Source organism: Virgibacillus sp. MG-45, from assembly GCF_036409425.1.
In the GTDB taxonomy this organism is placed as follows: Bacteria; Bacillota; Bacilli; order Bacillales; family Amphibacillaceae; genus LDC-1.
Window position 1 is genome coordinate 90,575 of sequence record NZ_JAXOFU010000005.1, and the last position, 24,861, is coordinate 115,435.

At 37.8% G+C, this 24,861-nt stretch carries 23 protein-coding genes; all 23 read right to left on the reverse strand.

The annotated features are described in order from the left end of the window. Window positions 1-62: 62 nt before the first annotated feature. The 23 genes from SPK86_RS07220 to asd all read right to left on the reverse strand — a co-directional run bounded on the left by SPK86_RS07220 (window position 63) and on the right by asd (window position 24,861). Complete coding sequence (locus SPK86_RS07220) at window positions 63-323, reverse strand: stage V sporulation protein S (RefSeq protein ID WP_284140023.1); 261 nt, start codon at window positions 321-323, stop codon at window positions 63-65. 106 nt (window positions 324-429) lie between these two features. Beyond that, window positions 430-1,224, reverse strand: coding sequence for a TIGR00282 family metallophosphoesterase (locus SPK86_RS07225; RefSeq protein WP_330949001.1), 795 nt, complete (start codon window positions 1,222-1,224; stop codon window positions 430-432). A 146-nt stretch (window positions 1,225-1,370) separates the two neighbouring features. Then, complete coding sequence (rny, locus tag SPK86_RS07230; protein ID WP_284140118.1) at window positions 1,371-2,975, reverse strand: ribonuclease Y; 1,605 nt, start codon at window positions 2,973-2,975, stop codon at window positions 1,371-1,373. Window positions 2,976-3,201: 226 nt separating this feature from the next. Continuing rightward, on the reverse strand, window positions 3,202-4,239 hold the full coding sequence (gene recA / locus SPK86_RS07235) for a recombinase RecA (protein WP_284140021.1): 1,038 nt from the start codon (window positions 4,237-4,239) through the stop codon (window positions 3,202-3,204). A gap of 191 nt (window positions 4,240-4,430) precedes the next feature. Next, window positions 4,431-5,690 (reverse strand): competence/damage-inducible protein A, encoded by a 1,260-nt coding sequence (locus SPK86_RS07240; RefSeq protein WP_284140020.1) that lies wholly within the window; start codon window positions 5,688-5,690, stop codon window positions 4,431-4,433. Further along, window positions 5,690-6,268, reverse strand: a complete 579-nt coding sequence (gene pgsA, locus SPK86_RS07245) for a CDP-diacylglycerol--glycerol-3-phosphate 3-phosphatidyltransferase (protein ID WP_330949002.1) — start codon at window positions 6,266-6,268, stop codon at window positions 5,690-5,692. The genes SPK86_RS07240 and pgsA overlap by 1 nt, the downstream gene beginning before the upstream one ends. Before the next feature lie 72 nt (window positions 6,269-6,340). Next, a complete protein-coding gene (locus SPK86_RS07250; protein ID WP_284140018.1) occupies window positions 6,341-7,252 on the reverse strand; it encodes a helix-turn-helix domain-containing protein in 912 nt (303 codons plus the stop codon). 17 nt (window positions 7,253-7,269) lie between these two features. Then, the gene (locus SPK86_RS07255) at window positions 7,270-8,064 is read right to left on the reverse strand and encodes a DUF3388 domain-containing protein (RefSeq protein ID WP_330949003.1); all 795 of its coding nucleotides are present in this window, start codon (window positions 8,062-8,064) and stop codon (window positions 7,270-7,272) included. Between the two features lie 177 nt (window positions 8,065-8,241). Continuing rightward, window positions 8,242-8,490, reverse strand: a complete 249-nt coding sequence (locus SPK86_RS07260; RefSeq protein WP_284140016.1) for a DUF3243 domain-containing protein — start codon at window positions 8,488-8,490, stop codon at window positions 8,242-8,244. Between the two features lie 110 nt (window positions 8,491-8,600). Continuing rightward, the gene (ymfI, locus tag SPK86_RS07265) at window positions 8,601-9,320 is read right to left on the reverse strand and encodes an elongation factor P 5-aminopentanone reductase (RefSeq protein WP_330949004.1); all 720 of its coding nucleotides are present in this window, start codon (window positions 9,318-9,320) and stop codon (window positions 8,601-8,603) included. 5 nt (window positions 9,321-9,325) lie between these two features. Further along, window positions 9,326-10,609: an EF-P 5-aminopentanol modification-associated protein YfmH gene (gene yfmH, locus SPK86_RS07270; protein WP_330949005.1), complete on the reverse strand. Its 1,284-nt coding sequence runs from the start codon at window positions 10,607-10,609 to the stop codon at window positions 9,326-9,328. Then, window positions 10,602-11,909, reverse strand: a complete 1,308-nt coding sequence (gene yfmF, locus SPK86_RS07275; RefSeq protein ID WP_330949006.1) for an EF-P 5-aminopentanol modification-associated protein YfmF — start codon at window positions 11,907-11,909, stop codon at window positions 10,602-10,604. The genes yfmH and yfmF overlap by 8 nt, the downstream gene beginning before the upstream one ends. A 244-nt stretch (window positions 11,910-12,153) precedes the next feature. Then, complete coding sequence (locus SPK86_RS07280; RefSeq protein WP_284140013.1) at window positions 12,154-13,107, reverse strand: ABC transporter permease; 954 nt, start codon at window positions 13,105-13,107, stop codon at window positions 12,154-12,156. Then, entirely contained in the window at window positions 13,108-14,157 is a 1,050-nt protein-coding gene (locus SPK86_RS07285) for an ABC transporter permease (protein WP_284140012.1), read from the reverse strand. After that, the gene (locus SPK86_RS07290) at window positions 14,154-15,686 is read right to left on the reverse strand and encodes an ABC transporter ATP-binding protein (RefSeq protein ID WP_330949007.1); all 1,533 of its coding nucleotides are present in this window, start codon (window positions 15,684-15,686) and stop codon (window positions 14,154-14,156) included. Before SPK86_RS07290 ends, SPK86_RS07285 begins: the two co-directional genes overlap by 4 nt. Before the next feature lie 144 nt (window positions 15,687-15,830). Beyond that, window positions 15,831-16,937: a BMP family lipoprotein gene (locus SPK86_RS07295; protein ID WP_284140010.1), complete on the reverse strand. Its 1,107-nt coding sequence runs from the start codon at window positions 16,935-16,937 to the stop codon at window positions 15,831-15,833. Between the two features lie 102 nt (window positions 16,938-17,039). Continuing rightward, entirely contained in the window at window positions 17,040-17,765 is a 726-nt protein-coding gene (locus SPK86_RS07300) for a GntR family transcriptional regulator (RefSeq protein WP_284140009.1), read from the reverse strand. A 423-nt stretch (window positions 17,766-18,188) separates the two neighbouring features. Beyond that, window positions 18,189-20,450: an FtsK/SpoIIIE family DNA translocase gene (locus SPK86_RS07305; protein ID WP_330949008.1), complete on the reverse strand. Its 2,262-nt coding sequence runs from the start codon at window positions 20,448-20,450 to the stop codon at window positions 18,189-18,191. A 121-nt stretch (window positions 20,451-20,571) separates the two neighbouring features. Then, window positions 20,572-20,778, reverse strand: a complete 207-nt coding sequence (locus tag SPK86_RS07310) for a YlzJ-like family protein (RefSeq protein ID WP_284140007.1) — start codon at window positions 20,776-20,778, stop codon at window positions 20,572-20,574. Next, complete coding sequence (locus SPK86_RS07315; protein WP_284140006.1) at window positions 20,775-21,506, reverse strand: ClpP family protease; 732 nt, start codon at window positions 21,504-21,506, stop codon at window positions 20,775-20,777. Before SPK86_RS07315 ends, SPK86_RS07310 begins: the two co-directional genes overlap by 4 nt. 158 nt (window positions 21,507-21,664) lie before the next feature. Beyond that, window positions 21,665-22,534 (reverse strand): 4-hydroxy-tetrahydrodipicolinate synthase, encoded by an 870-nt coding sequence (dapA, locus tag SPK86_RS07320; protein WP_284140005.1) that lies wholly within the window; start codon window positions 22,532-22,534, stop codon window positions 21,665-21,667. Between the two features lie 19 nt (window positions 22,535-22,553). Beyond that, on the reverse strand, window positions 22,554-23,777 hold the full coding sequence (gene dapG / locus SPK86_RS07325) for an aspartate kinase (protein ID WP_284140004.1): 1,224 nt from the start codon (window positions 23,775-23,777) through the stop codon (window positions 22,554-22,556). 28 nt (window positions 23,778-23,805) lie between these two features. Further along, window positions 23,806-24,861, reverse strand: coding sequence for an aspartate-semialdehyde dehydrogenase (gene asd, locus SPK86_RS07330; protein WP_284140003.1), 1,056 nt, complete (start codon window positions 24,859-24,861; stop codon window positions 23,806-23,808).

Sequence of the window (24,861 nt, forward strand, 5' to 3'; positions counted from 1 at the left end):
TAAAACATAAAAAAGTGCTACGCAAACGCGTAACACAATCATGTAAAAAAGTATAATTGCCCTTATCTAGGTTCTACGATGAGTTTAATAGCTGTTCGTTCCTCATTTTCAATCATAATATCGGTAAATGCTGGAACACAAATCAAATCAACTCCACTTGGGGCAACGAATCCTCTCGCAATGGCTACAGCTTTTACGGCTTGGTTTAATGCACCTGCACCGATCGCCTGGATTTCCGCTGAACCGCGTTCACGTAATACGTTCGCAAGTGCGCCTGCTACTGAGTTTGGATTTGATTTAGCTGAAACTTTCAATATGTCCATTACTAGTACCTCCTCATTTACTATTGTAGTTCTACTGCTACTATATTCTTGGAGTTGATACCTTATTACCTTATTATGAAGGAAGATGTCTAAAAATTCAAATACTCTATAAAAATGGATGATCCTCATTTATAAGTATTCGCTTTATATCAACTGCTCTTCCAGTCTTATTATCAATTGTTGCTATGATTCCGTTCAGTTGCGCTCTTCCATTTTCATCAATTTCAAAGCGAACTGGTAGGTTCGTTTGAAATCGCTTTAATACGGCCTCTTTTTTAACACCAAGAATCGCATCGTACGGTCCTGTCATCCCTGCATCTGTAATATAAGCAGTCCCATTTGACAAAATGCGTTCGTCTGCTGTTTGCGTATGGGTATGTGTACCAACTACTGCACTAACTCTTCCGTCAACATACCATCCCATTGCTTGTTTTTCACTTGTTGCTTCCGCATGGAAATCAATAAATATAATGTTTGTTCTTTTTTTAGCTTGCTCAATTAATTGATCGGCCACGATAAACGGATCCTCATTCGGAAGAAGAAATGTTCGACCTTGCAAATTAATAACTGCAACTTCTGTTCCGTTCACATTTATAAACACAATCCCTTTCCCTGGATTGTTCTCTGGAAAATTTGCGGGACGAATCATATACTTTGCATCCTCAATAAATTCAAAGATCTCCTTTTTATCCCACGTATGATTCCCCATCGTAATTACTTGTGCGCCCCATTCTAAAAACTGCTTATAAATTTTTTCAGTAATTCCTTTTCCGCTTGCAGCGTTTTCACCATTAATAATCGTCATATTTGGCTTATATTTTTCTTTTAGTCGAGGCAAGTATTCTTTTACCATTTCGCGACCTGGAGACCCAACCACATCTCCGATAAATAAAATCTTCATACTAAATCCATCCTAACTAATATTAAGTTTATCGTATTATCGTTGCGATAATTAACTTTTAAATAATAGAAGTATCTATACCATAGCTTTACTAAATTATAACAGAAAAAAATAGAAACGGCTTAAACCGTTTCTATTTTAAACGTTTATTTTGCATATTCAACTGCTCGTGTTTCTCTAATCACAGTTACCTTTATATGCCCCGGGTAATCGAGTTCACTTTCAATTCGCTTTCGAATTTCTCTTGCAACTCGCACTGATTCAATGTCATTAATCTCATCAGGTTTTACAATAATTCGAATTTCTCTTCCGGCTTGAATTGCAAATGACTTTTCAACACCACCGAATGATTCAGAAATCTCTTCTAGTTTTTCAAGTCGCTTAATATAATTCTCCAGTGTTTCACTTCTTGCTCCTGGACGTGCTGCGGATAATGCATCCGCTGCTGCAACAAGAATGGAGATAACAGAAGTAGGCTCTTCATCACCATGGTGAGAAGCGATCGAATTAATTACAACCTCATGCTCTTTGTATTTCATTGCCAGTTCTTTCCCGATTTCAACGTGGCTTCCCTCTACTTCATGATCAATTGCTTTTCCAATATCATGAAGTAAACCAGCTCTTCGTGCCAATGTTACATCTTCACCAAGCTCCGCAGCAAGCAAGCCTGCTAGATATGCTACCTCTGTCGAATGCTTTAATACATTTTGACCATAGCTTGTCCGATACTTTAGGCGACCAAGAATTTTAATCAAGTCTGGATGAAGACCATGTACTCCAACTTCAAACGTTGTTTCTTCTCCAACTTCTCGAATAAATTCGTCGACCTCACGTCTTGCTTTGTCGACCATTTCTTCAATTCTCGCAGGGTGAATTCTACCATCTTGAACGAGCTTTTCTAATGCCATTCGAGCTATCTCTCTTCGAATCGGATCAAATCCTGATAAAATAACCGCTTCCGGTGTATCATCAATAATTAGATCAATTCCCGTTAACGTTTCCAGTGTTCGAATGTTTCGCCCTTCACGACCAATAATCCGGCCCTTCATTTCATCATTTGGAAGATTTACAACAGATACAGTTGTTTCGGCAACATGGTCAGCTGCACAGCGCTGAAGCGCAAGAGATAGAATGTTTTTCGCCTTCTTATCCGCTTCTTCTTTCATGCGATTTTCTGTTTCTTTAATCATTAGTGCTGATTCATGTGCTAGCTCTTTCTCAATTCGCTCTAAAATAATCTGTCTAGCTTGGTCTGTAGTATACCCAGAAATGCGCTCTAGCTCCGTTTGCTGCTCTTTTAACATAGCTTCCACTTTGCTTTCCATTTCTTCAATTTGTTGTTGTTTTTCTGTCAGTGATTGTTCTTTTTTCTCCAATAAGAGTTCACGCTTATCAAGCGTCTCACTTCTTCTGTCCAGATTTTCTTCTTTATGCATCAGGCGATTTTCTTGTTTCTGAACTTCCGTGCGTCGTTCACGTAATTCTTGTTCCGTCTGCTGGCGAAGTTTATGATTCTCATCCTTCGCTTCAAGAAGTGCCTCTTTCTTAGCGGCATCTGCATTCCGATGTGCTTCATCAACTATTTGTTTGGCCAACGTTTCAGCACTTGAAATTTTAGCCTCTGCAATAGATTTACGAATCAGATAACCAACAACAATACCGACGATCAGGACTAAGGCAAGCAAAATGGAGATGATTAAGGGATTGTCCACGATTTCACCTCCTCTTGCTATCAAATTGTTTAAATTCATTATTGTCGGCATGTACCATATTCAATGAATAAAAATCGTTACGTATAATAAAAATATAAAATTATACAATTTAATTTTAATTGTACGCCCTGCCATTGTCAAGGAAACGTCACAAATAATGGGAAAAGAAAAATCCTTTACAAGGGAATGGTACGAGCGCTCTTCTTCCGATCACTTTTTTAACATACCATTCTATCCTTATAAAGGACTCTATTTTAAATTCGTATTACACATCTAATGTTTCTTGTCCTAGCTCTTCGGCTTCTTCGCTAACTGTTTCGTCTAGTTTATAATGAGAACGAATCGCCTGGCGAATTGCATCCATTATTTCCTCATTTTCTTTTAAAAACTGCTTTGCGTTTTCTCTTCCTTGCCCAAGTCTTTCACCTTCATAGGAATACCACGCACCACTTTTTTGAACAATATCTAAATCGGATCCGATGTCTAGTACTTCTCCTTCTTTCGAAATCCCTTCTCCATACATAATATCAACCTCTGCTTGCTTAAATGGAGGTGCTACTTTATTTTTTACTACTTTAATACGCGCTTTATTTCCAACCATATCGTTTCCTTGCTTTAATGTTTCCGCACGTCGTACTTCTAATCGAACGGAAGAATAAAACTTAAGCGCACGACCGCCTGGCGTTGTTTCAGGGTTTCCAAACATTACCCCTACTTTTTCACGAATTTGGTTTATAAAGACAGCCGTCGTTTTCGATTTATTAATCGCTCCAGAAAGCTTTCTTAACGCTTGTGACATGAGGCGGGCTTGTAATCCAACGTGTGAATCACCCATTTCTCCTTCAATCTCTGCCTTTGGAACCAGCGCAGCTACTGAGTCGACAACAATAATATCAACAGCTCCACTTCGAACTAAAGCCTCTGCGATTTCTAACGCTTGCTCTCCAGTATCTGGCTGAGATAAAAGTAACTCTTCAATATCTACACCAAGTGCTCTTGCATAGGTAGGGTCTAGTGCATGCTCTGCGTCAATAAATGCCGCTTGCCCACCAGTACGCTGTGCTTCAGCAATTGCATGAAGTGCAACGGTCGTTTTACCAGATGATTCAGGACCATATATTTCAACAACACGACCTTTAGGATATCCACCAATTCCAAGTGCTACATCTAATGCTAAAGATCCACTTGAAATAGTAGCTAGCTTCTGGTTTGCCTGTTCACCCAATTTCATAATCGAACCTTTTCCGAACTGTTTCTCTATTTGTCTTAAAGCCATATCTAACGCTTGTTTTCTATCACTCAACGAGACTACCTCCTTAAATTAGCTATCTATATCATACATGTTTTATTTTCGTTTGCCAAGATAAAAAACGAATAAACGTTCTTATTTTTAAGCCGCTTTACATATTATTTTCTAGTTTCTCTTTGTCAAAAGAATGTTTTTAGATTTGAAAAATGAAGTAAAAATTCATTTTACGTACTGTGAACTAGAAGCTAGTTTTGAGAATGATGCTTTACGAATTCAATTAGTAGCTCAAAGCCTTTTCGAGTCGCGCGACTTCGAACAGCTTCTCGATCGCCAATAAACGTAGCTTTCTCCGTTCGAATTGTTCCATTAATATGAAATAAACTTATGAAAACAGTTCCTACCGGCTTCCCTTCCAAACTGTCTGGTCCAGCGACACCTGTAAAACTTATCCCGATCGAAGCATCAAGCACAATGGCTGCCTGTTTTGCCATTTCTTCTGCACACTGCTGGCTTACCGTTCCATATGCTTCGATAGTTTCATTGGATACCCCAAGTACCTTTTGCTTAATTTCCGAATCATAGCACACAATCCCGCCAGGACAAACTTTGGACGCGCCTTCCACAGAAATTAGCTTTTCTGTAAACATTCCGCCTGTTAAGCTTTCAGCAGCACCAATTCGCATTTGCTTATCTCGAAGCAAGCTAACTGCTCGTTGTTCGATTGTTTCGTGCTCCATTCCTATATAATATGGACCGACTTTTTCTAATACCCGTCTTTTTGCTTCTTCCAAGCGTGCATTTGCCTTTTCAATCGAATTTTCTTTTACCGTAAGACGAATAACAACACCGTCTTTTTGAGCCAACGGCGCAATCGTTGGATTACTTTGATGGTGAATTAATTCGAACAACTCGTGTTCTAGCTTTGCTTCACCTATGCCACTAAATCGTAATATCATAGATTGAATAACTGTATCCGTTCCAGTAAGCTTTACGATGTATGGAATGACCTCATTCGTAAACATCTGTTTCATCTCACTAGGAACACCAGGGAGGAAAACCCATGTTTTCCCCTTATATGGAACAATCATTCCTGGTGCCATTCCAACGCTATTTTTTAAAACATGTGCTGTAGAAAATACGTTTGCTTGTTTACGATTATTTGGAGTCATTTCCGTCTGCTGCTTTTCAAAGTATGCCGATATACGATGCAATGCTTCTGTAGCTTCCTTCATTTCTAAATTACTTACTAATTGGAATGCTTCTCTCGTTAAATCATCCTCTGTAGGACCGAGCCCCCCTGTTACAATCACAATATCGGAGCGTGAAGATGCCTGGCGAAAGGTCGTTTCAACCCGTTGTAGATTATCTCCTACTACTGCATGAAAATGTACAGTAATTCCATACTTAGCAAGCTGTTGAGAGATCCATTGCGCGTTTGTGTTTGCAATTTGTCCTAATAGCAATTCTGTTCCTACCGCGACAATTTCCGCCTTTACATTTTTCATTATTTCGAATCCTTCATTACATGCCAGTTTTTCACAAAATAATCATAGCCTGAAAGAACGGTAAAGAACAATGCAATATAAAGCATGATCTGTGCAAAAGGAAATCCGAGATAAGAAAAAGGGAAATTTTGTAATAATAATGTAGCGATTGCGATCATTTGACTTGCTGTTTTTAGTTTTCCTAGTTTACTTGCAGCTAGTACAATTCCTTCGCCTGCAGCTACTAACCGAAGTCCTGTCACAGCAAATTCTCTACTAATAATTAAAATAACAACCCACGCAGGTGCCATTCCAATTTCAACAAGTAGAATAAATGCCGCTGATACTAAAAGTTTATCTGCTAACGGATCTAAAAATTTACCTAAATTTGTTACAAGTTGATATTTTCTAGCATAATATCCATCTACCCAGTCGGTTAATGAAGCAACGATGAATATTAAAGCAGCTACAAAGTAAGATATCGGTAATTCCGTCGTTCCTATATCCCATTTTCCCCAATCAAATGGAACACTCATTAAAATAATAAAAATAGGGATAAGCATAATTCTTGATATAGTAATTTTATTTGGTATATTCATCTTATTTTCCTCCTGAAGTCATAAGGTACAAAACCCTTCCATCAATTTACCATCAGGAAGGGTTTTGTATACTTATTCATTTTCACTCAAAATATTCACCCATATTTTTTGAAATACATTTTCATTTACATCTACTGGATACGTTAGTTCGACGCCATTAATCTTAATTGTTAAATCGGGCGCACTTCCAACCTTAAAGAAGACCTTTTCTTCTCCGGTTATATCGATCTCAAGCGGGGATTGATCTGAAGCGAAATTATTGCTATAGAATGCTTTTCCATCTCCATTATTTACATCCAGCCATGTATTCCCGCTTGCTTCTAAGGTTACGATGACTTTTTCCCCGGGGTTGCGCAATTCAAACGTTGATTCCGGAACACTTCCTGTCCCTTCTTCCACTAAAGTCAACTCTGAAGTTTCTTCAGATGTGTCCGTAGATTGATCGTTTGACTCAGTTGAATCACTTGATTCGGTTTCGGAATCCGCTTCGTCAGTATTTTCCGTTTGATCATTAGCGGAGGTATCTTCTTGTCTATATACTTCATCATTTCCATTATCCTTTTCTATCGGCTCGCCTCCATCGCTTCCTACGGCCTTCTGAACGAAAAACCAGGCAGCAAAAACAATGCCGATAATTAAAACAACAACGATAATCGTAGGAATAAGGGAAAAGATTGCATTACTTTTTGTTGGACGATGATCCTTGCGAGAACGTTGAATATGTGTGTACTCCGTATCACGATCCTCTTCTGGTGATGGAATATCATCTTTATATTCATCCATTAGCTCTTGTGCGTTTAAACCAACAGCAGCAGCGTATTCCTTTATGAACGCACGTGCATAAAATTTCCCAGGCAAAATACGAAAATTCTCTTCTTCAATTGCCACTAAATATCTTTTTTGAATTTTTGTCGTTTCTTGCAAGCTATCCAGTGAAATGTCTTTTTGTTCCCTGGCTTCCTTTAATCTTGCTCCTATTCCCATAAATAACACCATCCAATTTAAAAATCAAACATTGAAAGCCCATTTCCTTGCTTAAATTGTGTGCCATCTACTTCTTGATACGTAATTTCTTCTTCTAGATGGCTTCGTAATTCAATTATGTAATCAAAATCATCCATCGTATACTCTGTTGCCTGCACAAAAATATCTGGATGTTCCACAACCTTTATCGCAGGAAGCTGCATAATCTCCCTAATCAGTTGCCAATGCTTTTCATTTGCCCGTTGTTTTGATACGATTCCGTCAATAATATAAATATTATCAGGGCTATATTCACCCTTAATCAATTGGTCTCGAATCGTTTGCTTAAGTAGTGTGCTGGATACAAAAATCCATCGTTTATTGGCACAGACACTTGCAGCAACTACTGATTCTGTTTTTCCGACGCGAGGCATCCCTCTTATCCCAATAAGTTTATGTCCTTCTTTTTTATAAAGCTCTGCCATAAAATCTACTAATAACCCTAATTCATCTCGTACAAAACGAACGGTTTTCTGATCATCACTATCCCTATGGATATATCTCCCATGTCGAACAGCGAGCTTGTCTCGAAGCTTTGGCTTACGTAGCTTTGTAATTTGGATTGTATCCATTGTTTGCAGAATCGATTTGAGTCTTTGAATTTGTTCATCTTTCCTACATAGAAGTAGCATCCCTCTTCTTGCATTCTCTACCCCATTAATTGTAATAATGTTAATTGAGAGCATTCCTAATAATGAGGAAATATCCCCTAACAAGCCTGGTCGATTTATTTGAATTTCATATTCAAGATACCATTCGGTACGCTTCTCCATGTATATCCCTCATAATATTTGCTCATTTAATGTTACCTAATCAGCACAGTAATTGCAATTATATCTATATAATAAATGATTTTTACATAAGTTTAAAGCAGATTGTAGGATAAATGTAAAATAATTTAATTTTAAGTAAAAGAAGCCGTATATAAATACAGCTTCTTTGACATCTGCTTATTTGTTTTGGACAAGTTTTACCATAGCGCTCGCAATTGCATGCTGTTCTTCCTCAGAAGCAGCATTCCATAATTCTCTTAAAACAGCTTGCTCTTCATTTTTGGCATCTACACTTTGCGCTAAATAATCACCAATTTCATATGCAACATTGGTTATTGTTTGCTGTGACATGCCTTGATTTTGAGCTTGCTCTAATCGATTAGATAAAAAGTCCTTCCACGTTTCGAAATTTTCCAGAATCGACATATCCATTCCTCCTTCAATTTTTACATGTTTAGTATTTGAATTTTTAACGTGTTTATGCATCGTTACTTGAAGGAGATGTCTTGAAATGTAAAAATAATATTAACACAACACTACCATCCACCATTTAGCCGAATTATTTCTCCATGGATATAACTTGAAGCATCACTAAGCAAAAAACAAGCAACTTCCGCAACATCCTTCGGGGTTCCTGCGCGCGTTAATGGAATTTCGTCGATTATAGTATTCGTTTCTTCGACAGACAGCTGGCTGTTCATTTTTGTAGAAATAAACCCTGGACTAATCGCATTGACCAATATCCCGCTTGGTCCAACCTCTTTTGCTAACGCTTTTACAAAACTATTTTGAGCACCTTTAACAGTTGAATAAAGCACTTCATTACTCGCTCCAACCTCACCCCAAATAGAGGTAATCAGCATGATTTTTCCTGTTTTACGGCGGATCATCTCAGGTAAAAAATGCTGAACAATTAACCAAGGGGCTTTCACGTGAATAGACAACATTTTTTCCATTTCTTTTTCTGTAGTATCTTGAAACAATCCATAATGTGCGATTCCACTAGCGAAAACAATACAGTCTACCGGATACGCTACATTCATAAGCAGTTTTGTGACATCCTTGTCTAAAGATAGATCCGCTTGATATGTTGCAAGGATCGTTTCCTTATCAACCTTATCCATTATTTCATTTATTCTTGTTAAATTATGGTTGTAATGCAATAAGAGCTGATAGCCTTCTTCAACAAGCTTCAACGCAATTGCACTACCTATATCACCACTAGCACCAATTATTAATACATTTTTCCCCACCATTTTAGCTACTCCGATTCAATCGTACAAACAGATAAGCGATCTTTTTCAATCCAATTATTTAAAAAGCGGTTCACTTCTTCTGCTGTGATTTTTTGTATTTCTGGAATAATATCAAACAAATCAACTCCGACCATTTGATAATGCGTATATTTATTTGCAATAAACTCTAATGAATTCATCGCTCGTAGCATTTGACCGATCTTTTTCTTCTTCATTCGTTCGACATCTTCTGTAAGCAATGTAGCTTGCTGTGTACTTAGTAATAATTCTTTGACCCGATTTGCAAATTGCGCAGGCGTTCGTGTATTTCCACCGATTAACGTATAGCCAAAATTTTTGTCTAAATTGGTTTCTACATAAAAGCTCTCGTCAATTAGATTTTCATTATATAATGCTTGATAAAATGGGCCACCCTTTGAAAAATAATGTGTAACGATCATCTCCTGTAACAAATCTCTTTTTAAAAATGGAATTCCATGCAATGTGTCAACGGATTCTTTAATTCCGACTGTACATTTTGGAATTGACACTGGCATGTGAATCGTATAATCTTCCATTGCAACAGTACGGGATTCGCTTGGATAGTCTCGTTTAATCTCCTCTAAGCTAGCAAATTCTTTAGCTGCTTGATTTTCTTTAATAAGTGCAATCATATTATCTGGATTGAAATTACCTGCAACAAACAAATACATGTTTTCTGGATGATAAAAGGTGCGATAACACGTATATAAGTCATCCTTTGTAATCGATTGAATCGACGGAACCGTACCTGCAATATCAATATGAACGGGATGATTTTGGAACATCGCTCGAATTGTCCCCATAAATGATTGCCATTCCGGTTGGTCATCATACATATTAATCTCCTGTGCTATAATTCCTTTTTCTTTTTCCACAGATGCCTCAGAAAAATATGGTTCTTGAACAAAGTCTAGAAGAATCGTTACATTTTCTTCAATATGATTCGTAGCAGAAAATAAATATGCAGTTTTCGTAAATGAAGTAAAAGCATTTGCTGAAGCACCGAGTTTACTGAAATCAGAAAACACATCTCGATCCTCTTTCTCAAAAAGCTTATGCTCGAGAAAATGTGCAACCCCTTCAGGTACTGTTACCTTTTCATCACTCCCTAATGGTGTAAAGGTTTGATCGATGGAGCCATAATCTGTTGTAAATATACTGTATGTTTTTGACATCGTTTCCTTCGGCATGAGCGACACGGTTAGTCCATTTGGCAGTGTTTCAGAATAAATGGTTTCGTTAATATAATCATAATGCTTTTTATGCATTCGTCACGTCCTCCTCACCAGTTAACAAGTAAATCGTATCCTCTTGAATATTAGAAGCAACATGAATCACTTGCTCGATCGTCGTTGCTTTAATTTGTGCAATTAATTCATGTGGTGAAAGTGATCGATTAGCGATAACCTGTTGGTATAGAAGCTCCATCATTCCTTGAGGATGATCCATTGTTTCAAGCAACTGATTCATGATCTGCTCTTTTGCTTCTTCCATATCTTCTTCGGTAAATTTTCCTTCCTTCATTGCTGTCATTTGTTGCTCCATAATTGCTCTTGCTTTCTTATAATCCTTAGAGGCAATTCCGCTAAATACAATTAACAGCCCTTTATGGCTTTCAATTCTTGATGCAGCATAGTAAGCAAGACTATTCTTTTCACGCACATTAATAAATAGCTTCGAGCTTGGAAAGCCACCAAAAATGCCATTAAAAACCTGAAGAGCAGCATATGTTTCATCACGATACGTACAATTTGTACGATAACCTATATGTAACTTTGCCTGCTGAATGGGTTGTTTTTCAATTACTTCTTGTGGTTCCCTGTTCAAATCTCTATTTTGGGACGTATTTGTATTCTCCAACTTCTCATGCTCATTATTTCCTGAATCCGTTCTAACAAAAGATGCACGAAAGAATTCTTGCATTTTGTTCGAATCAAAGTCACCCATAATATAAATATCCATATCATCTTCCATTAATAACTGCTCATAGTAATGATATGTGTTTTCAGGTGTCAACTGCACTAAATCTTCTTTATACCCATGCACATGTAGTCCATACGCTTCATCAACACACATTTCATCCATTAGACGCATATTCGCATATGCAAGCTTATCATCTGTAATTGCTGCTATTTTTTCTTTTAATGTTTCTTTTTCACGTGCAAACACTGTAGGTTCAAAGCCGATGCCTTTCATGTTGGGCTGAAAAATAACTTCATACAACAGATTGATCGCTTTTTCTACAATATCGGTTTCCTGCTGAATAAATTTTTGATTCGCTACTTCAAGACGATAACTAATAATGTGAAAATCGCCCTTTTTTGCACCGTCTAAAGATAATACCGCTCCATATAAATCATCTAATGCGCTTTGCAGCTGTAACCTCGTTGGATATCTACGCGTTCCTTGCTGTAATACGTATGGAAGTAATGCACGTTTCGTTATCGTTTCTCTTTCTAAAGGTGCTTTCATTTTTGCAACGATATTTATTGTTTTAAACTTTTCATTCGGAATTAAATGCAAGGTATATCCATTTTCCTTAATAACTTGCTCTTGAATTTGTAACATATTGCTCCCACCTTCACAAAATGTCTTTAATAACTAATTGCTAACCTTTAGTTTGCTCGAAAAAATAAAACATAATCAATAACCTATATGTTAATAATAACCGCTTGATAATATTAATTCATCCATAGTTTACCATCTACAATAGGACATTGCTATTCGTATACAGAATAAATCTCCCTAGACAAAAAGAAAAAAGCTTGGTTCCTCTTTAAAGGGAAACCAAGCTCTACGATTCATTTTATTATTATCTGCTTCCTTTAATATATGGAAGTCCATTTGCTTTTGGTGCATCTGCACGGCCAATCAAACCTGCCAAAGCTAGAATTGTTAACACATATGGTGCAATTAACAAGAAGATTTGTGGCACATCCTGTAATAATGGAATACCTGAGCTTACAACACTTAAGCTTTGTGCAAAGCCAAAGAATAACGCTGCTCCCATTGCTCCAAGCGGATGCCACTTACCAAAGATGACCGCTGCTAGGGACATAAACCCTTGCCCAACAATGGTTGAATGCGAAAAGTTAGAAGCAATCGTTAAAGCAAATACAGATCCTCCAAGACCGCCTAATGCTCCAGAAAGGATAACGGCTATATAACGCATTTTATAAACATTAATTCCGTTTGTATCCGCAGCCATCGGATGTTCTCCAACTGCACGTAGTCTTAAACCGAATGGCGTCTTATATAAAACATACCAAGCGATTAACGCGACGAAAATCGCTAAATAAGAGGTTAAATAAATCCCCTTGAAGAACATTGGACCGATAATCGGGATTTCTGATAGGAACGGAATATCTGTTGTGAAAAATGGTTGCGAAACCATATCTGTTTGTCCTTTTCCGTACCATTGCTTTGTTAAAAACACACCAATTCCAAGTGCTAAGAAGTTAATAGCAACTCCACTTACAACCTGGTCAGCACGAAATGAAACCGATGCAACAGCATGAATAATCGAGAACAACGCGCCAATAATCGTTGCAACAATTATTGCTATCCACGGTGTCCAAGTACCGAACACATCAGCAAATGTAAGGTTAAATACAATCCCTACAAAAGCTCCCATGACCATTAATCCTTCTAGTCCGATGTTAACAACACCTGATCGTTCACTAAATACGCCACCTAATGCTGTGAATATTAACGGGGCTGAAAAGAATAGCGCTGTCGGGATAATGGATTGTAAAATATCAATCATTTATTTCCCCTCCTTCGTAAAGCGAAGTAAAGCCCATCGAATAATATAGCTTGATGCTACAAAGAAAATGATTAAAGCGATAATAATATCCACCAGCTCCGTCGGAACACCTGCACCTGTCGGCATTTCCAAGGCGCCCTGCTTCAACGTTCCAAACAAGAACGCGGCAAGCACTACTCCTAACGGTGTATTTGCACCTAAAAGCGCAACCGCTATCCCATCAAAACCAACATTGGAAAAGCTAGACATGACGGATATATTTCCAAACGTACCGAGTCCTTCCATCGCTCCAGCTAAGCCTGCAAATCCACCAGCAATTACCATGGCTAAAATAATATTTTTGCTTACATTCATTCCAGCATACTTTGATGCGTGCTTATTATAGCCAACTGCTTTAAGCTCATAGCCTAATGTTGTCCGCTCCATAATAAACCACATAATAACTGCTGCAAATAAGGCAATTAATATCCCGTAATGCACACGTGAAAAATAAGTAATACTTTGGAGCCACTCACTTGCTAACGATGCAGATCCATGAATGGTTTCCGTTGTTGTCTTTTGTTCTGTCAATACATTACGAATAATTTCGTTCGTTGTAAAAAGTGCTATATAGTTCATCATAATCGTTACGATAACTTCATGCACACCAAGCTTTGCTTTTAACAGTCCAGGGATGAACCCCCAAACCGCACCAGCTAAAATCGCTGCAATGATAGCAAGCGGTAAATGAATAATCATTGGTGCATCTATTGCGATACCTACCCAAACAGCAGCTAACCAACCTACAATAACTTGTCCTTCTGCACCAATATTAAATAAATTAGCACGAAATGCGAATGCTACTGCCATCCCTGTTAGGATATATGGTGTACTTCTACGTACTGTTTCACCTAGTGTATAGGCATCACCAAATGCACCATTCCATAATGCAGCATAGCCAGCGATTGGATTATGCCCAGAAATGAGCATAATGATTGCTCCGACTAATAATCCAAGAATTACAGAAATAATGGGAACTAATATCCCGAATAACTTATTGTTAGACGTCATTCTAAATCACCCGCCCTTTTCGCTTGACTTCCAGCCATTAACAACCCTAATTCCTGTTCATTTGTTTCTTCTGGCTTTAAGTTAGCAACGATCTTCCCGTCAAACATAACGGCAATTCGATCACTGACATCTAAGATTTCATCTAATTCAAATGAAATTAGAAGTACAGCTCGTCCTTTATCACGCTCTTCTACAAGCTTTTTATGAATGAATTCGATAGCCCCAACGTCAAGGCCACGTGTTGGCTGTGCGGCAATAAGTAAATCAGGGGACCTGTCGACTTCCCGACCGATAATCGCTTTTTGCTGGTTCCCACCAGATAATGCACGAGCCTTCGTAAATTCACTTGGAGTTCGAACATCATATTCTTCAATAAGTTCTGTAGCTTTTTTATAAATTTCTTTATGATTTAATATACTTCCTTTTGAATATGGTGATTGATAATACGTTTGCAATACCATATTCTCACCAATTGTATAATCAAGAACAAGTCCAAATTTATGTCTATCCTGTGGAATATGACCGACACCACTTTCCGTCACCTTTCTTGGATTAAGGTTCGTAATGTCTTTATTATTTAACTTGATCGTTCCTGAACCTGACTTTCTCAGACCAGTAATTGCTTCAATTAGCTCGGATTGTCCATTCCCATCAATCCCAGCAATGCCGACAATCTCACCAGCTTTTACTTCTAAGTTTAACCCTTTAACTAAATCTACTTTTCTAGCATCCTTTACATGCAAATCCTTGATATCGAGTACAACTTCCTTCGGTTCTGCTGGCTGCTTTTCAATTTCAAAGCTAACATCACGTCCTACCATTAATGATGCAAGCTCATGGACATTAGTTTCTGAGATGTTTACAGTACCAATGCCTTTTCCTTTGCGAATAACAGTACAACGATCACTTACTTCCATAATTTCTTTTAGTTTGTGGGTAATTAAAATGATTGATTTACCTTCTTTAATCAAAGAACGCATGATATCCATTAGCTCATTAATTTCCTGCGGTGTTAATACAGCTGTCGGTTCGTCAAAGATTAATACCTCTGCTCCGCGATAAAGCGTTTTTAAAATTTCCACTCTTTGCTGCATTCCAACCGATATGTCACTTATTTTTGCTGATGGGTCTACCTTTAGTCCATAACGATCAGATAACGCTTGAATTTCTTTTTCCGCTTTTTTAATGTCAATTTTCCCAGTCTTTGATTTTGGTTCACTACCTAAAATGATATTTTGTGTAACTGTAAATGGCTCAACCAGCATAAAGTGCTGATGCACCATACCGATGCCTAATTCATTCGCAATGTTTGGGTTAGTAATATTTACTTTTTCACCTTTTACTTTAATTTCACCTTTTTCAGGCTGGTACAGCCCAAACAAAACATTCATCAAGGTTGACTTTCCGGCACCATTTTCTCCTAATAAGGCATGGATTTCGCCTTTTCTTACTTGGATCGTAATATTATCATTTGCAACAATCCCCGGAAATTCCTTCCGAATATTCAGCATCTCGATCACATATTCCACAAAAATTCACCCCTTTTATATAAATTATTTTTTTGAAAAATCACCAAATGAAAAGGCTAAATAGCTTACTTATCCTCTTCATTTGAAGATTTTGTCTAAACTAATTTGGTAGGAGCGGAGCAATCCGCTCCTACCAATCCAGAATTATAGTGCTTCTAAAAATGCTTTTGTTTCTTCACGAGTTTTAGGAACTTCTACGTCACCGTTAAGAATTTTTTCTTTCCATTCGTTAACAGCGTCGATGATATCTTGTGTCATTGCATCACTGTTCGTTGTTGCTACAGCGATCGCATCATCTTCAAGACCATACTCTAACAATTCTCCACCATGAGATTCACCGTTCATCGTTTTGTTAGAAACGTCTTGAACAGCTACGTCTACACGTTTAACCATAGATGTTAGTGTAATGTTATGGTCACCGATTTGTCCTTCTTCATGCTGGTCACGGTCTACACCGATTACCCAAATATCACGGTCAGGATCATTTTGCTTAATATCTTTTGCTTGGTTGAATACGCCGTTACCAGTACCACCAGATGCATGATAAATTACATCGAAACCTTCATTAAACATATTAGATGCAATGATTTTCCCTTTATCAGGTGCACCGAAAGATTCAGCATACTGTACTTTCACTTCGATATCTGGGTTTACAGATTTAACCCCAGCAATAAAGCCAGATTCAAATTTGTTAATTAAAGGTGAGTCAATTCCACCCACGAAACCAACTTTGTTCGTTGTTGTTTTCTTAGCAGCAGCAACACCTACTAGGAATGAACCTTGATGCTCTTTAAATGTAATGCTTGCTACGTTTGGTTGTTCTACTACATCATCTACAATCGCAAATTGTGTATCTGGATATTGCTCAGCTACTTTAGCGATATCTTCTTTTAGTTCAAAGCCAATACCGAAGATTAACTTATAGTCATCACGGATTAAACGCGTAAGGTTTGGCATATAATCTGACTTGTCATTTGATTGTGCATAATCAAAGCCATTGCCTTTTTCTAGGCCATTTTCTTTACCAAATGCTTGAAGACCTTCCCAAGCAGATTGGTTGAATGATTTATCATCTACGCCACCGATATCAGTAACCATTGCTGCACTGAAATCAGTTTCTTCAGATTTTCCTGCATCTCCTGTTTTACCTTCGTCTTCTTTTTTGTCATCACCAGAGCCACCGCAAGCAGCCAAGAAAAGACCTAAGCTTAACAATACAGCTAGCATGACAAACAGTTTACTTTTCTTCATGTTAATTTCCTCCCTTTTTTTATTGCTTATTTTTAACCTGTATTTCCCATTTATACCTTACTGCTTTGGCAATCACCTCCCAAAAGCGTTTATTGAAACCCCTTACATACGCTTCCGCAGAACATGGAAACTAAACATATCTGATCGAAAGTAATTTGCAGAATATAAAACTGGCTCATCCTCTTCTGTATAATGCATTTGCTTTAATAATAATAAAGATTGCTCAGGATCGCAGTTTAATATTTCAAAAATTCTACTGTTATAGCTTACTGGCTCAATAAATGTAACAGCGTATGTGACGCGTTTATTTGCATGTTCCTCCATAAGTTTAAACAAAGAATCTTTTTTATTCACGAATTCAATCGGGATAAGCTTTTCCGGAATTTTATCTACACAAAAAACAACTGGTTCATTATCCGCTGTTCGAACACGTTCAATTTGGATTAAGTTATGTACATTCTTTGGTGCGAATTTTTTTCGTTCATCTTCTGTTGCTTCAATAATCTCGGTTGATATATACTGTGATCCAGCAACTTTATCAGATTGTTCAATCATATATGTAACACTTGTTAATTGCTCGATACCAGAAGAAAAAATTGGCTTTTGGTTCACAAATGTGCCAACGCCATGCCTTCTTGTAACCACGTTATCTTCCTCAAGTATTCGTAACGCTTCCCTTAATGTAGCACGTGATACACCAAGCTTCTTCGATAGCTGAAACTCAGAAGGCAGCTTTTCTTTTTCTCGATATATACCGCTTTCAATATCTTGTTTAATTTTATCAATCACTTGTAAGTACAAATGACGTGAATCCGCTTTAATCGACATGACATCCCCCCTCCTGACAAACATGTAAGAGATCTGACCTCTGACGTATGACTATCTTTCGTTATTAACTATACCATTTATTAAAAAATAAATAAATAGTATTAGGTAAAAGTTCTTAAAAAATTCACCGATTCTTGTCAATAATTGTCGTCTAAGCATTGCTATACTAGCATTTTAATGGAAAGTAACAATGTTCTCCTAATATTAAAATTTGCAATCATTCCATTCCATGTTTCATGGATGAGCCAATCTCACGTTCAAAACATAAAAAAGACAGTATCTTGAAGCATGAATCCATACTGTCCTTGTTATTCATCTATTACTAGAATTTGATCTATTATTTGCGTATTCTGCAATTGCCTTATAATCACTTGTTTGAGACTCCATACCTCTACTGGATATGGAGTCTCGCTAGATTAGATACTATGACATTTTTTCTTCACTTGTTTGAGAAATTAATACAACTCTCGGTTTACTTCCCTCATATGGGCCTACAATTCCTCGTTCCTCCATTGCATCAATTAATCTAGCTGCTCTTGTATAACCAACACGAAATCTGCGCTGTAGCATGGAAACACTAGCACTTTGCATTTCTAATACAAGTTGAACTGCATCATCATACAATTCATCATCCACTTCATTGACGACTTCATTATTGTCCTCTGGAATCATCTCTTCTTGATAGGTTGCTTTTTGCTGTTCAATACAATGATCCACAACTCGTTCTACTTCTTCATCCGATAAAAACGCGCCTTGAACTCTAGTAGGCTTAGATGCTCCCACAGGTAAGAATAGCATATCGCCTCTTCCTAATAGCTTTTCAGCTCCCCCCATATCTAATATCGTTCGTGAATCCGTTTGGGAAGAAACACTGAAAGCAATTCTAGAAGGAATATTCGCTTTAATTACCCCTGTTATAACATCTACAGACGGTCTTTGTGTTGCAATGATTAAGTGGATACCAGCAGCTCGGGCCATTTGCGCTAAACGTGTAATGGCATCCTCTACATCACTAGACGCAACCATCATTAAATCAGCAAGCTCATCAACGAGAACGACAATATAAGGCAGGTTCGGTTGTTCTTCTTCGTTAATTATATTTTGTTTACGAACATACTCATTGTATCCTTCAATATTTCTAGTACCTGTATCAGAAAAAAGCTCATAACGTCTTTCCATTTCTGCAACTACTTTTTTCAACGCTCGCGATGCTTTCTTCGGATCCGTTACAACCGGTGCGAGTAAATGTGGAATTCCGTTGTAAACATTTAATTCAACTTTTTTCGGATCAATCATCATCATTTTAACCTCATGCGGCTTAGTTCGCATCAAAATGGTCGTAATTATGCCATTCACACAGACACTTTTTCCGCTACCGGTTGCTCCAGCAATTAATAAATGTGGCATTTTATTAAGCTCTGCCATCACTGCTTCACCAGAAATATCCCTACCTAGGGCAAATAATAGCTTAGAAGCAGAATTCCCCATCGTACTGTCAAGCACCTCGCGCAATGATACCATAGCAACTTCTTTATTTGGCACCTCAATCCCTACTGCAGACTTTCCTGGAATTGGTGCTTCTATACGTAAATCCTTTGCAGCAAGTGCTAGTGCAAGGTCATCGTGAAGTCCAACAATTTTACTTACTTTCACACCTGCTTCAGGGTAAATCTCATACTTCGTTACTGCTGGTCCAACATGAACCTTCGTGACTCTTGCTCTAACTCCAAAGCTATGAAAGGTTCGCTCTAGCTTTTTAACGGTTGCTTGAATTTGTGATTTTTCCTGTTGTTGAGAGCTGTGAGCTGGTTCAGCTAACAAATCTAAAGCAGGAAGTTCATAATCGTGATTTTCAGTCTCGGTCATAGGCATCGAATGATCGGTCACCTCTGTCTCCACATCATCTTCTGCCTTCCTTTCTGACTTCGATTGCTTTCTATCGTTTTCCATCGTGTGATAGGCTACATCCGTAAATTCCTGAATAACAGGCTCTGTTTCTGGAAGACTATCTGCCATCGATTCGGACATAACAATATCTGGTTCTTCATGCTCTGTTTTTTCTTTTCTATTATTCTTCCACTTTGCAAACTGTGCTTTCATCTTGCTTGCAAGTTTTTTTAATCCTTTAGAGAAAAAATCCCCAATTGAAAATTCCGTCATAAAAATAATTCCAATTAAAATAGAAAATACGGCAACAATCTTTGCACCGGTAAATGAAAACAAATAATAGCAGAATACTAGAATGACTGCACCAACCATTCCTCCACCTGTTTGCATGGCTACTCCATTTTCATTCACATATAAAATAAAGCTATCCCAAGTCGCTTGAATAATAGAACTGTCCGTTGCAAACACTTGTAGGCGTTCAAGTGTTTGAATATGTGTTAATAACAGGACACCCGCAAACATAATATAAAAACCAATCATTTTTTTATGTGTAAAGTAAGGGTAACGTCGCTTTACTAATAAGAAGACCCCTGTAATTAACAAATAGATAGACGCAATAAAATACCAGATTCCGAAGAAAAAGCGAAAAATATTCTCAAGTCCTCCTGGTATTGCTCCATCACTAATTGCACTAGCTCCACTCCCGAAGATTGCTAGAAAAATAAATAGCAAACCTAACAATTCAAATTTCACTTTTTGTTTTAATTTATTCTTTCTTTTCTTTCTTTTTTTAGCCATTTTTTCACCTCTATTAACTAGGCAATTATACATGAATAATAAACCCTTGCCGACCACCTGGCAAGGGTTACCTATTTAAAATTCTTCTATTAGTATATCATAGTTCGATCATTTGTTCCTGTTATTTTAAAATCGTTCCAGGAGAAAATCCATCATTTAGAAAATCCTGTGGGTCAGAGGAAAGCAATTGCAGTACTTGATATGTTCCATCTTGATTATCTTCGACATATATCATTTTTCCCTGATAAGACACACAGTGACGGTGCTGAAACTTTTCTTCTTCTACCGGGAATATTTCAGAAGCAGAAAGTGGTGTATACAAGATCATTGGATTACCTCCTGATCTGTTTTAGTTGTATTGATTAGCTCATTTACTTTTTGTAAAGCTTCTTTTACTCCACCAACTCCATCAATCAAACCGTATTCTACCGCATCTGTACCAACAACATTTGTACCAATATCTCTTGTTAAGTTTCCTTTTGCAAACATTAAATCTTTAAATTTTTCCTCTTTAATATTAGAATGACTGACCACAAATTGAATGACACGATCCTGCATCTTGTCCAAGTATTCAAAGGTTTGCGGTACCCCAATTACTAATCCGGTTAGCCTTATGGGATGAATCGTCATCGTTGCAGTTGGGGCAATAAATGAATAATCAGCAGCAACTGCGATTGGCACACCAATCGAGTGTCCACCCCCTAAGACGATAGAAACGGTTGGCTTGGATAAAGAAGCGATCATTTCAGAAAGTGCTAAGCCCGCTTCAACATCTCCACCAACTGTATTAAGCAACAGGATAAGTCCTTCTATTTTCGGGTTTTGTTCAATAGCTATTAATTGCGGCAACAAATGCTCATATTTTGTTGTTTTGTTTTGCGGAGGAAGCTGAATATGTCCCTCTACTTGTCCAATTACAGAAAGCACATGAACATTGGAATCTGGTGATTGCGGAATATTTGTTTGACCGAGTTGTTGGATTTTTTGCACTAAGGAAGAGGCTCCTGATTGTTCCTCCTGTGGTTGCTCTTCGTTCTTTCCATTATCTTTATCCATTGTATGAACACTCCTTCTAGATTGACATCACTATAAACTAGTTTGTCCACGATAGAATGTTCCATACAAACTATTCTAGAAAAGAGATTATCACTATTTCACCAATTTGGAGCATAAAGAAGTCACAAGGATATTCCTCATCCCTGTGACTTTTTTGCTTATAATTGTTGAATTATTGCAGATAGTTCTGTAGCTTCTTGATCAGTTAACGGAACTAAAGGTAAGCGCACACTTCCAACATTTATTCCTCTTAGTCTTAGTGCTTCTTTTACGGGGACTGGAGATGGTGCTTGAAATAAGCTATTCATAATAGGTAGTAATCTTCGATGTAGGCTAGCCGCTTCTTGCACATTTCCTGCTTCATAAGCAGCAATCATTGCTTGCATTTCCTTACCAACGATATGAGAGGCAACCGAGACAATTCCATCTGCCCCAATTGCTAGCATTGGTAAGGTAAGTCCATCATCTCCACTGTATACTGTAAAATCATCACTTGTTTGTTCAATGATTTCTGCCGCTTGGTCCAAATCCCCACTAGCCTCTTTTACAGAAACGATATTATCAATATTACTTAACGAAATAATTGTTTCTGCATTCATTTTAACGACAGATCGGCCTGGAATATTATAAAGCATGATTGGTAACGTAGTTTCCTTTGCAATCGCACTAAAATGCGCTTCTAATCCTTTTTGGTTAGGCTTGTTATAATATGGTGCGACAAGCATAATCCCATCTACACCACACGCTTCAGCTTGTTTTGTTAACGCGATGGATGTAGCTGTATTATTACTTCCTGTACCAGCGATGACTGGTACTCTTTTATTTGCAGCAGCAACAACATGCTTAAAAAGTGCGACTTTTTCATCTGTTGATAAGGTTGGTGATTCACCTGTCGTTCCAGCCACGACCAAACCATCTGTACCATTTTCTATTAAATGGTCGACAAGCCGCGTTGTTTGATCAAAATCAATGTCCCCTTTTTCATTAAAAGGAGTTACCATCGCAGTTAATACTTTTCCAAAGTCCATTGAACAACACCTATCCTTATTATAACTTGTTTATTTTTCCTAATTCAAAGGCATCATGTAATGCATTTACTGCTTTCTTTAAATCATCCTCTTGTACAAGCACCCATATCGTTGTATGACTATCTGCTGATTGTAAAATTCGCACGCCTGCACTTGTTAACGCACGGACAATACGCGAAGCAACACCGGGAACACCAGTCATCCCTGCTCCGACCGCAGAAACTTTTGCACATTTTTCCGTCACCTCTGGATCATACCCTAACGTTTTTAAAATATGAACGGCTTTTTGTGTAAAAGCTTCCGGTACCGTATAAATAACTCCTGTTGGAGAGATGTTAATAAAGTCTACAGATATACCAGCATCAGCCATCGCCTTAAAAACATCCGATTGAAATAAATGCTCGCCTTCTTTAAACACCTTTATTTGAGTAACAGATGAAATATGGGCGATTCCAGTTATTAAACGATCCGTAATATCGACTCCAAATTCACTTTCACGAGAAGCGGTAACGAGTGTACCTCCTTCATCAGCATATGTCGATCGTACACGCATCGGAATTTTAGCTTGCATCGCAATTTCAACTGCACGCGGATGAATGACCTTTGCACCTTGATAAGCTAAATTACAAATTTCAGTATATGTCACGACATCAAGCGGACATGCAGATTCAACAACTCGTGGATCTGCTGTCATTATCCCATTTACATCAGTGAATATTTCAATACTTTCTGCTTGCACTGCAGCTCCAAGTGCGGCAGCCGTCGTATCGCTGCCACCACGTCCAATTGTTGTAATTTCGCCATCTTCTGTCTGTCCTTGAAATCCAGCTACGACAACAACATCATGTTCTTCAAAGGCGTGGTAAATTCGTTCTGGATTTACACGTTTAATTTTCGCTTGATTAAAATCATTATTCGTAATAAATCCTGCTTGTGCCCCTGTTAAAGCAATAGCCCGAATATGGTTTCGCTTCAATTCGTTTGTTAATACGACAGAAGCAATTGTTTCTCCACAAGACATGAGTAAATCAAGCTCTCTTTTTGAACTGTGATTTGCAGGAAAGTCGACTAATCCAAGTAAAGAATCTGTTGCATATGGATCTGGTTTTCGTCCTAATGCAGATACAACGACAATCAGCTTATAGTCCTTCATCAGTGCATCTTTTATATGTTTTAATACATGTTTTCTATTTTCTGCGCTTTGAACCGAAGTTCCACCAAATTTTTGAACCAAAATCTGCATGCTTACACCTCTATTTTATGTCCCAATTCTACATTTTCGTTAACCAATTATTTTTTATCGCTCGTTCTGCAATTTGTACGGTGTTCAATGCCGCACCCTTTATTAGATTGTCGGACACTACCCATAAATGAAATCCTTTTGCATTGTCCAAGTCTTTCCTAACCCTTCCTACAAATACTGCTTCTTTATTCGCAGCTGACATAGGTGTTGGATAGGTTTGTGTATTTGGATCATCCTGCAATATTACACCCTCTGCTTTCTCCAATACATTCCATAAATCGCCAACCTGTAAATCTTCTTTTTCTACCTCAATATAAATACTTTCTGCATGAGAAGTGAAAAAAGGAAGTCTAACGCAAGTTGCAGCAACCTCTAAATCATCTGCATGCATTATTTTTTTTGTTTCATTAATCATCTTCATTTCTTCAAAAGTATACCCATTCTCTTCAAATAAATCAATTTGTGGTAATGCGTTAAATGCTATTGGATAATGCTTTTTATCTCCTTTTACAGGTAAAAGCTTGGCATCCATTTCGGAATGATTCAAATATGCTTTCGCTTGCGCTTCTAGCTCGTGACAAGCCTCTGTACCAGCGCCAGATACTGCTTGATAGGTAGAAACGATAATTCGAGTTAGACCAAATGCTTCCTTAATAGGCTGCAGTGCCGCGACCATTTGAATGGTAGAACAGTTTGGATTCGCGATAATCCCTTGGTGAGTCTTAATATCTGCCTCGTTAACCTCTGGTACAACGAGCGGAACATCTTTATTCATGCGAAAAGCACTCGTATTATCTATTACTAATGCTCCGCGCTTTACTGCCTCTGGAGCCAATAGTTTTGAAACCGATCCTCCTGCAGAAAACAGAGCAATATCTATTCCTTCAAAACTACCAGGTTCCGCTTTCTCTACAACTACTTCTTCATTTCGGAATGTTATTTTCGTTCCTGCAGACCTTTCAGAGGACAACAGCTTTAATGTATCAACAGGAAAGTTTTTACGTTCTAAAAGCTCGACTATTTTTTGTCCTACCGCTCCAGTTGCTCCAACTATTGCTATATTGAATGTAGATTTTACAGCCAT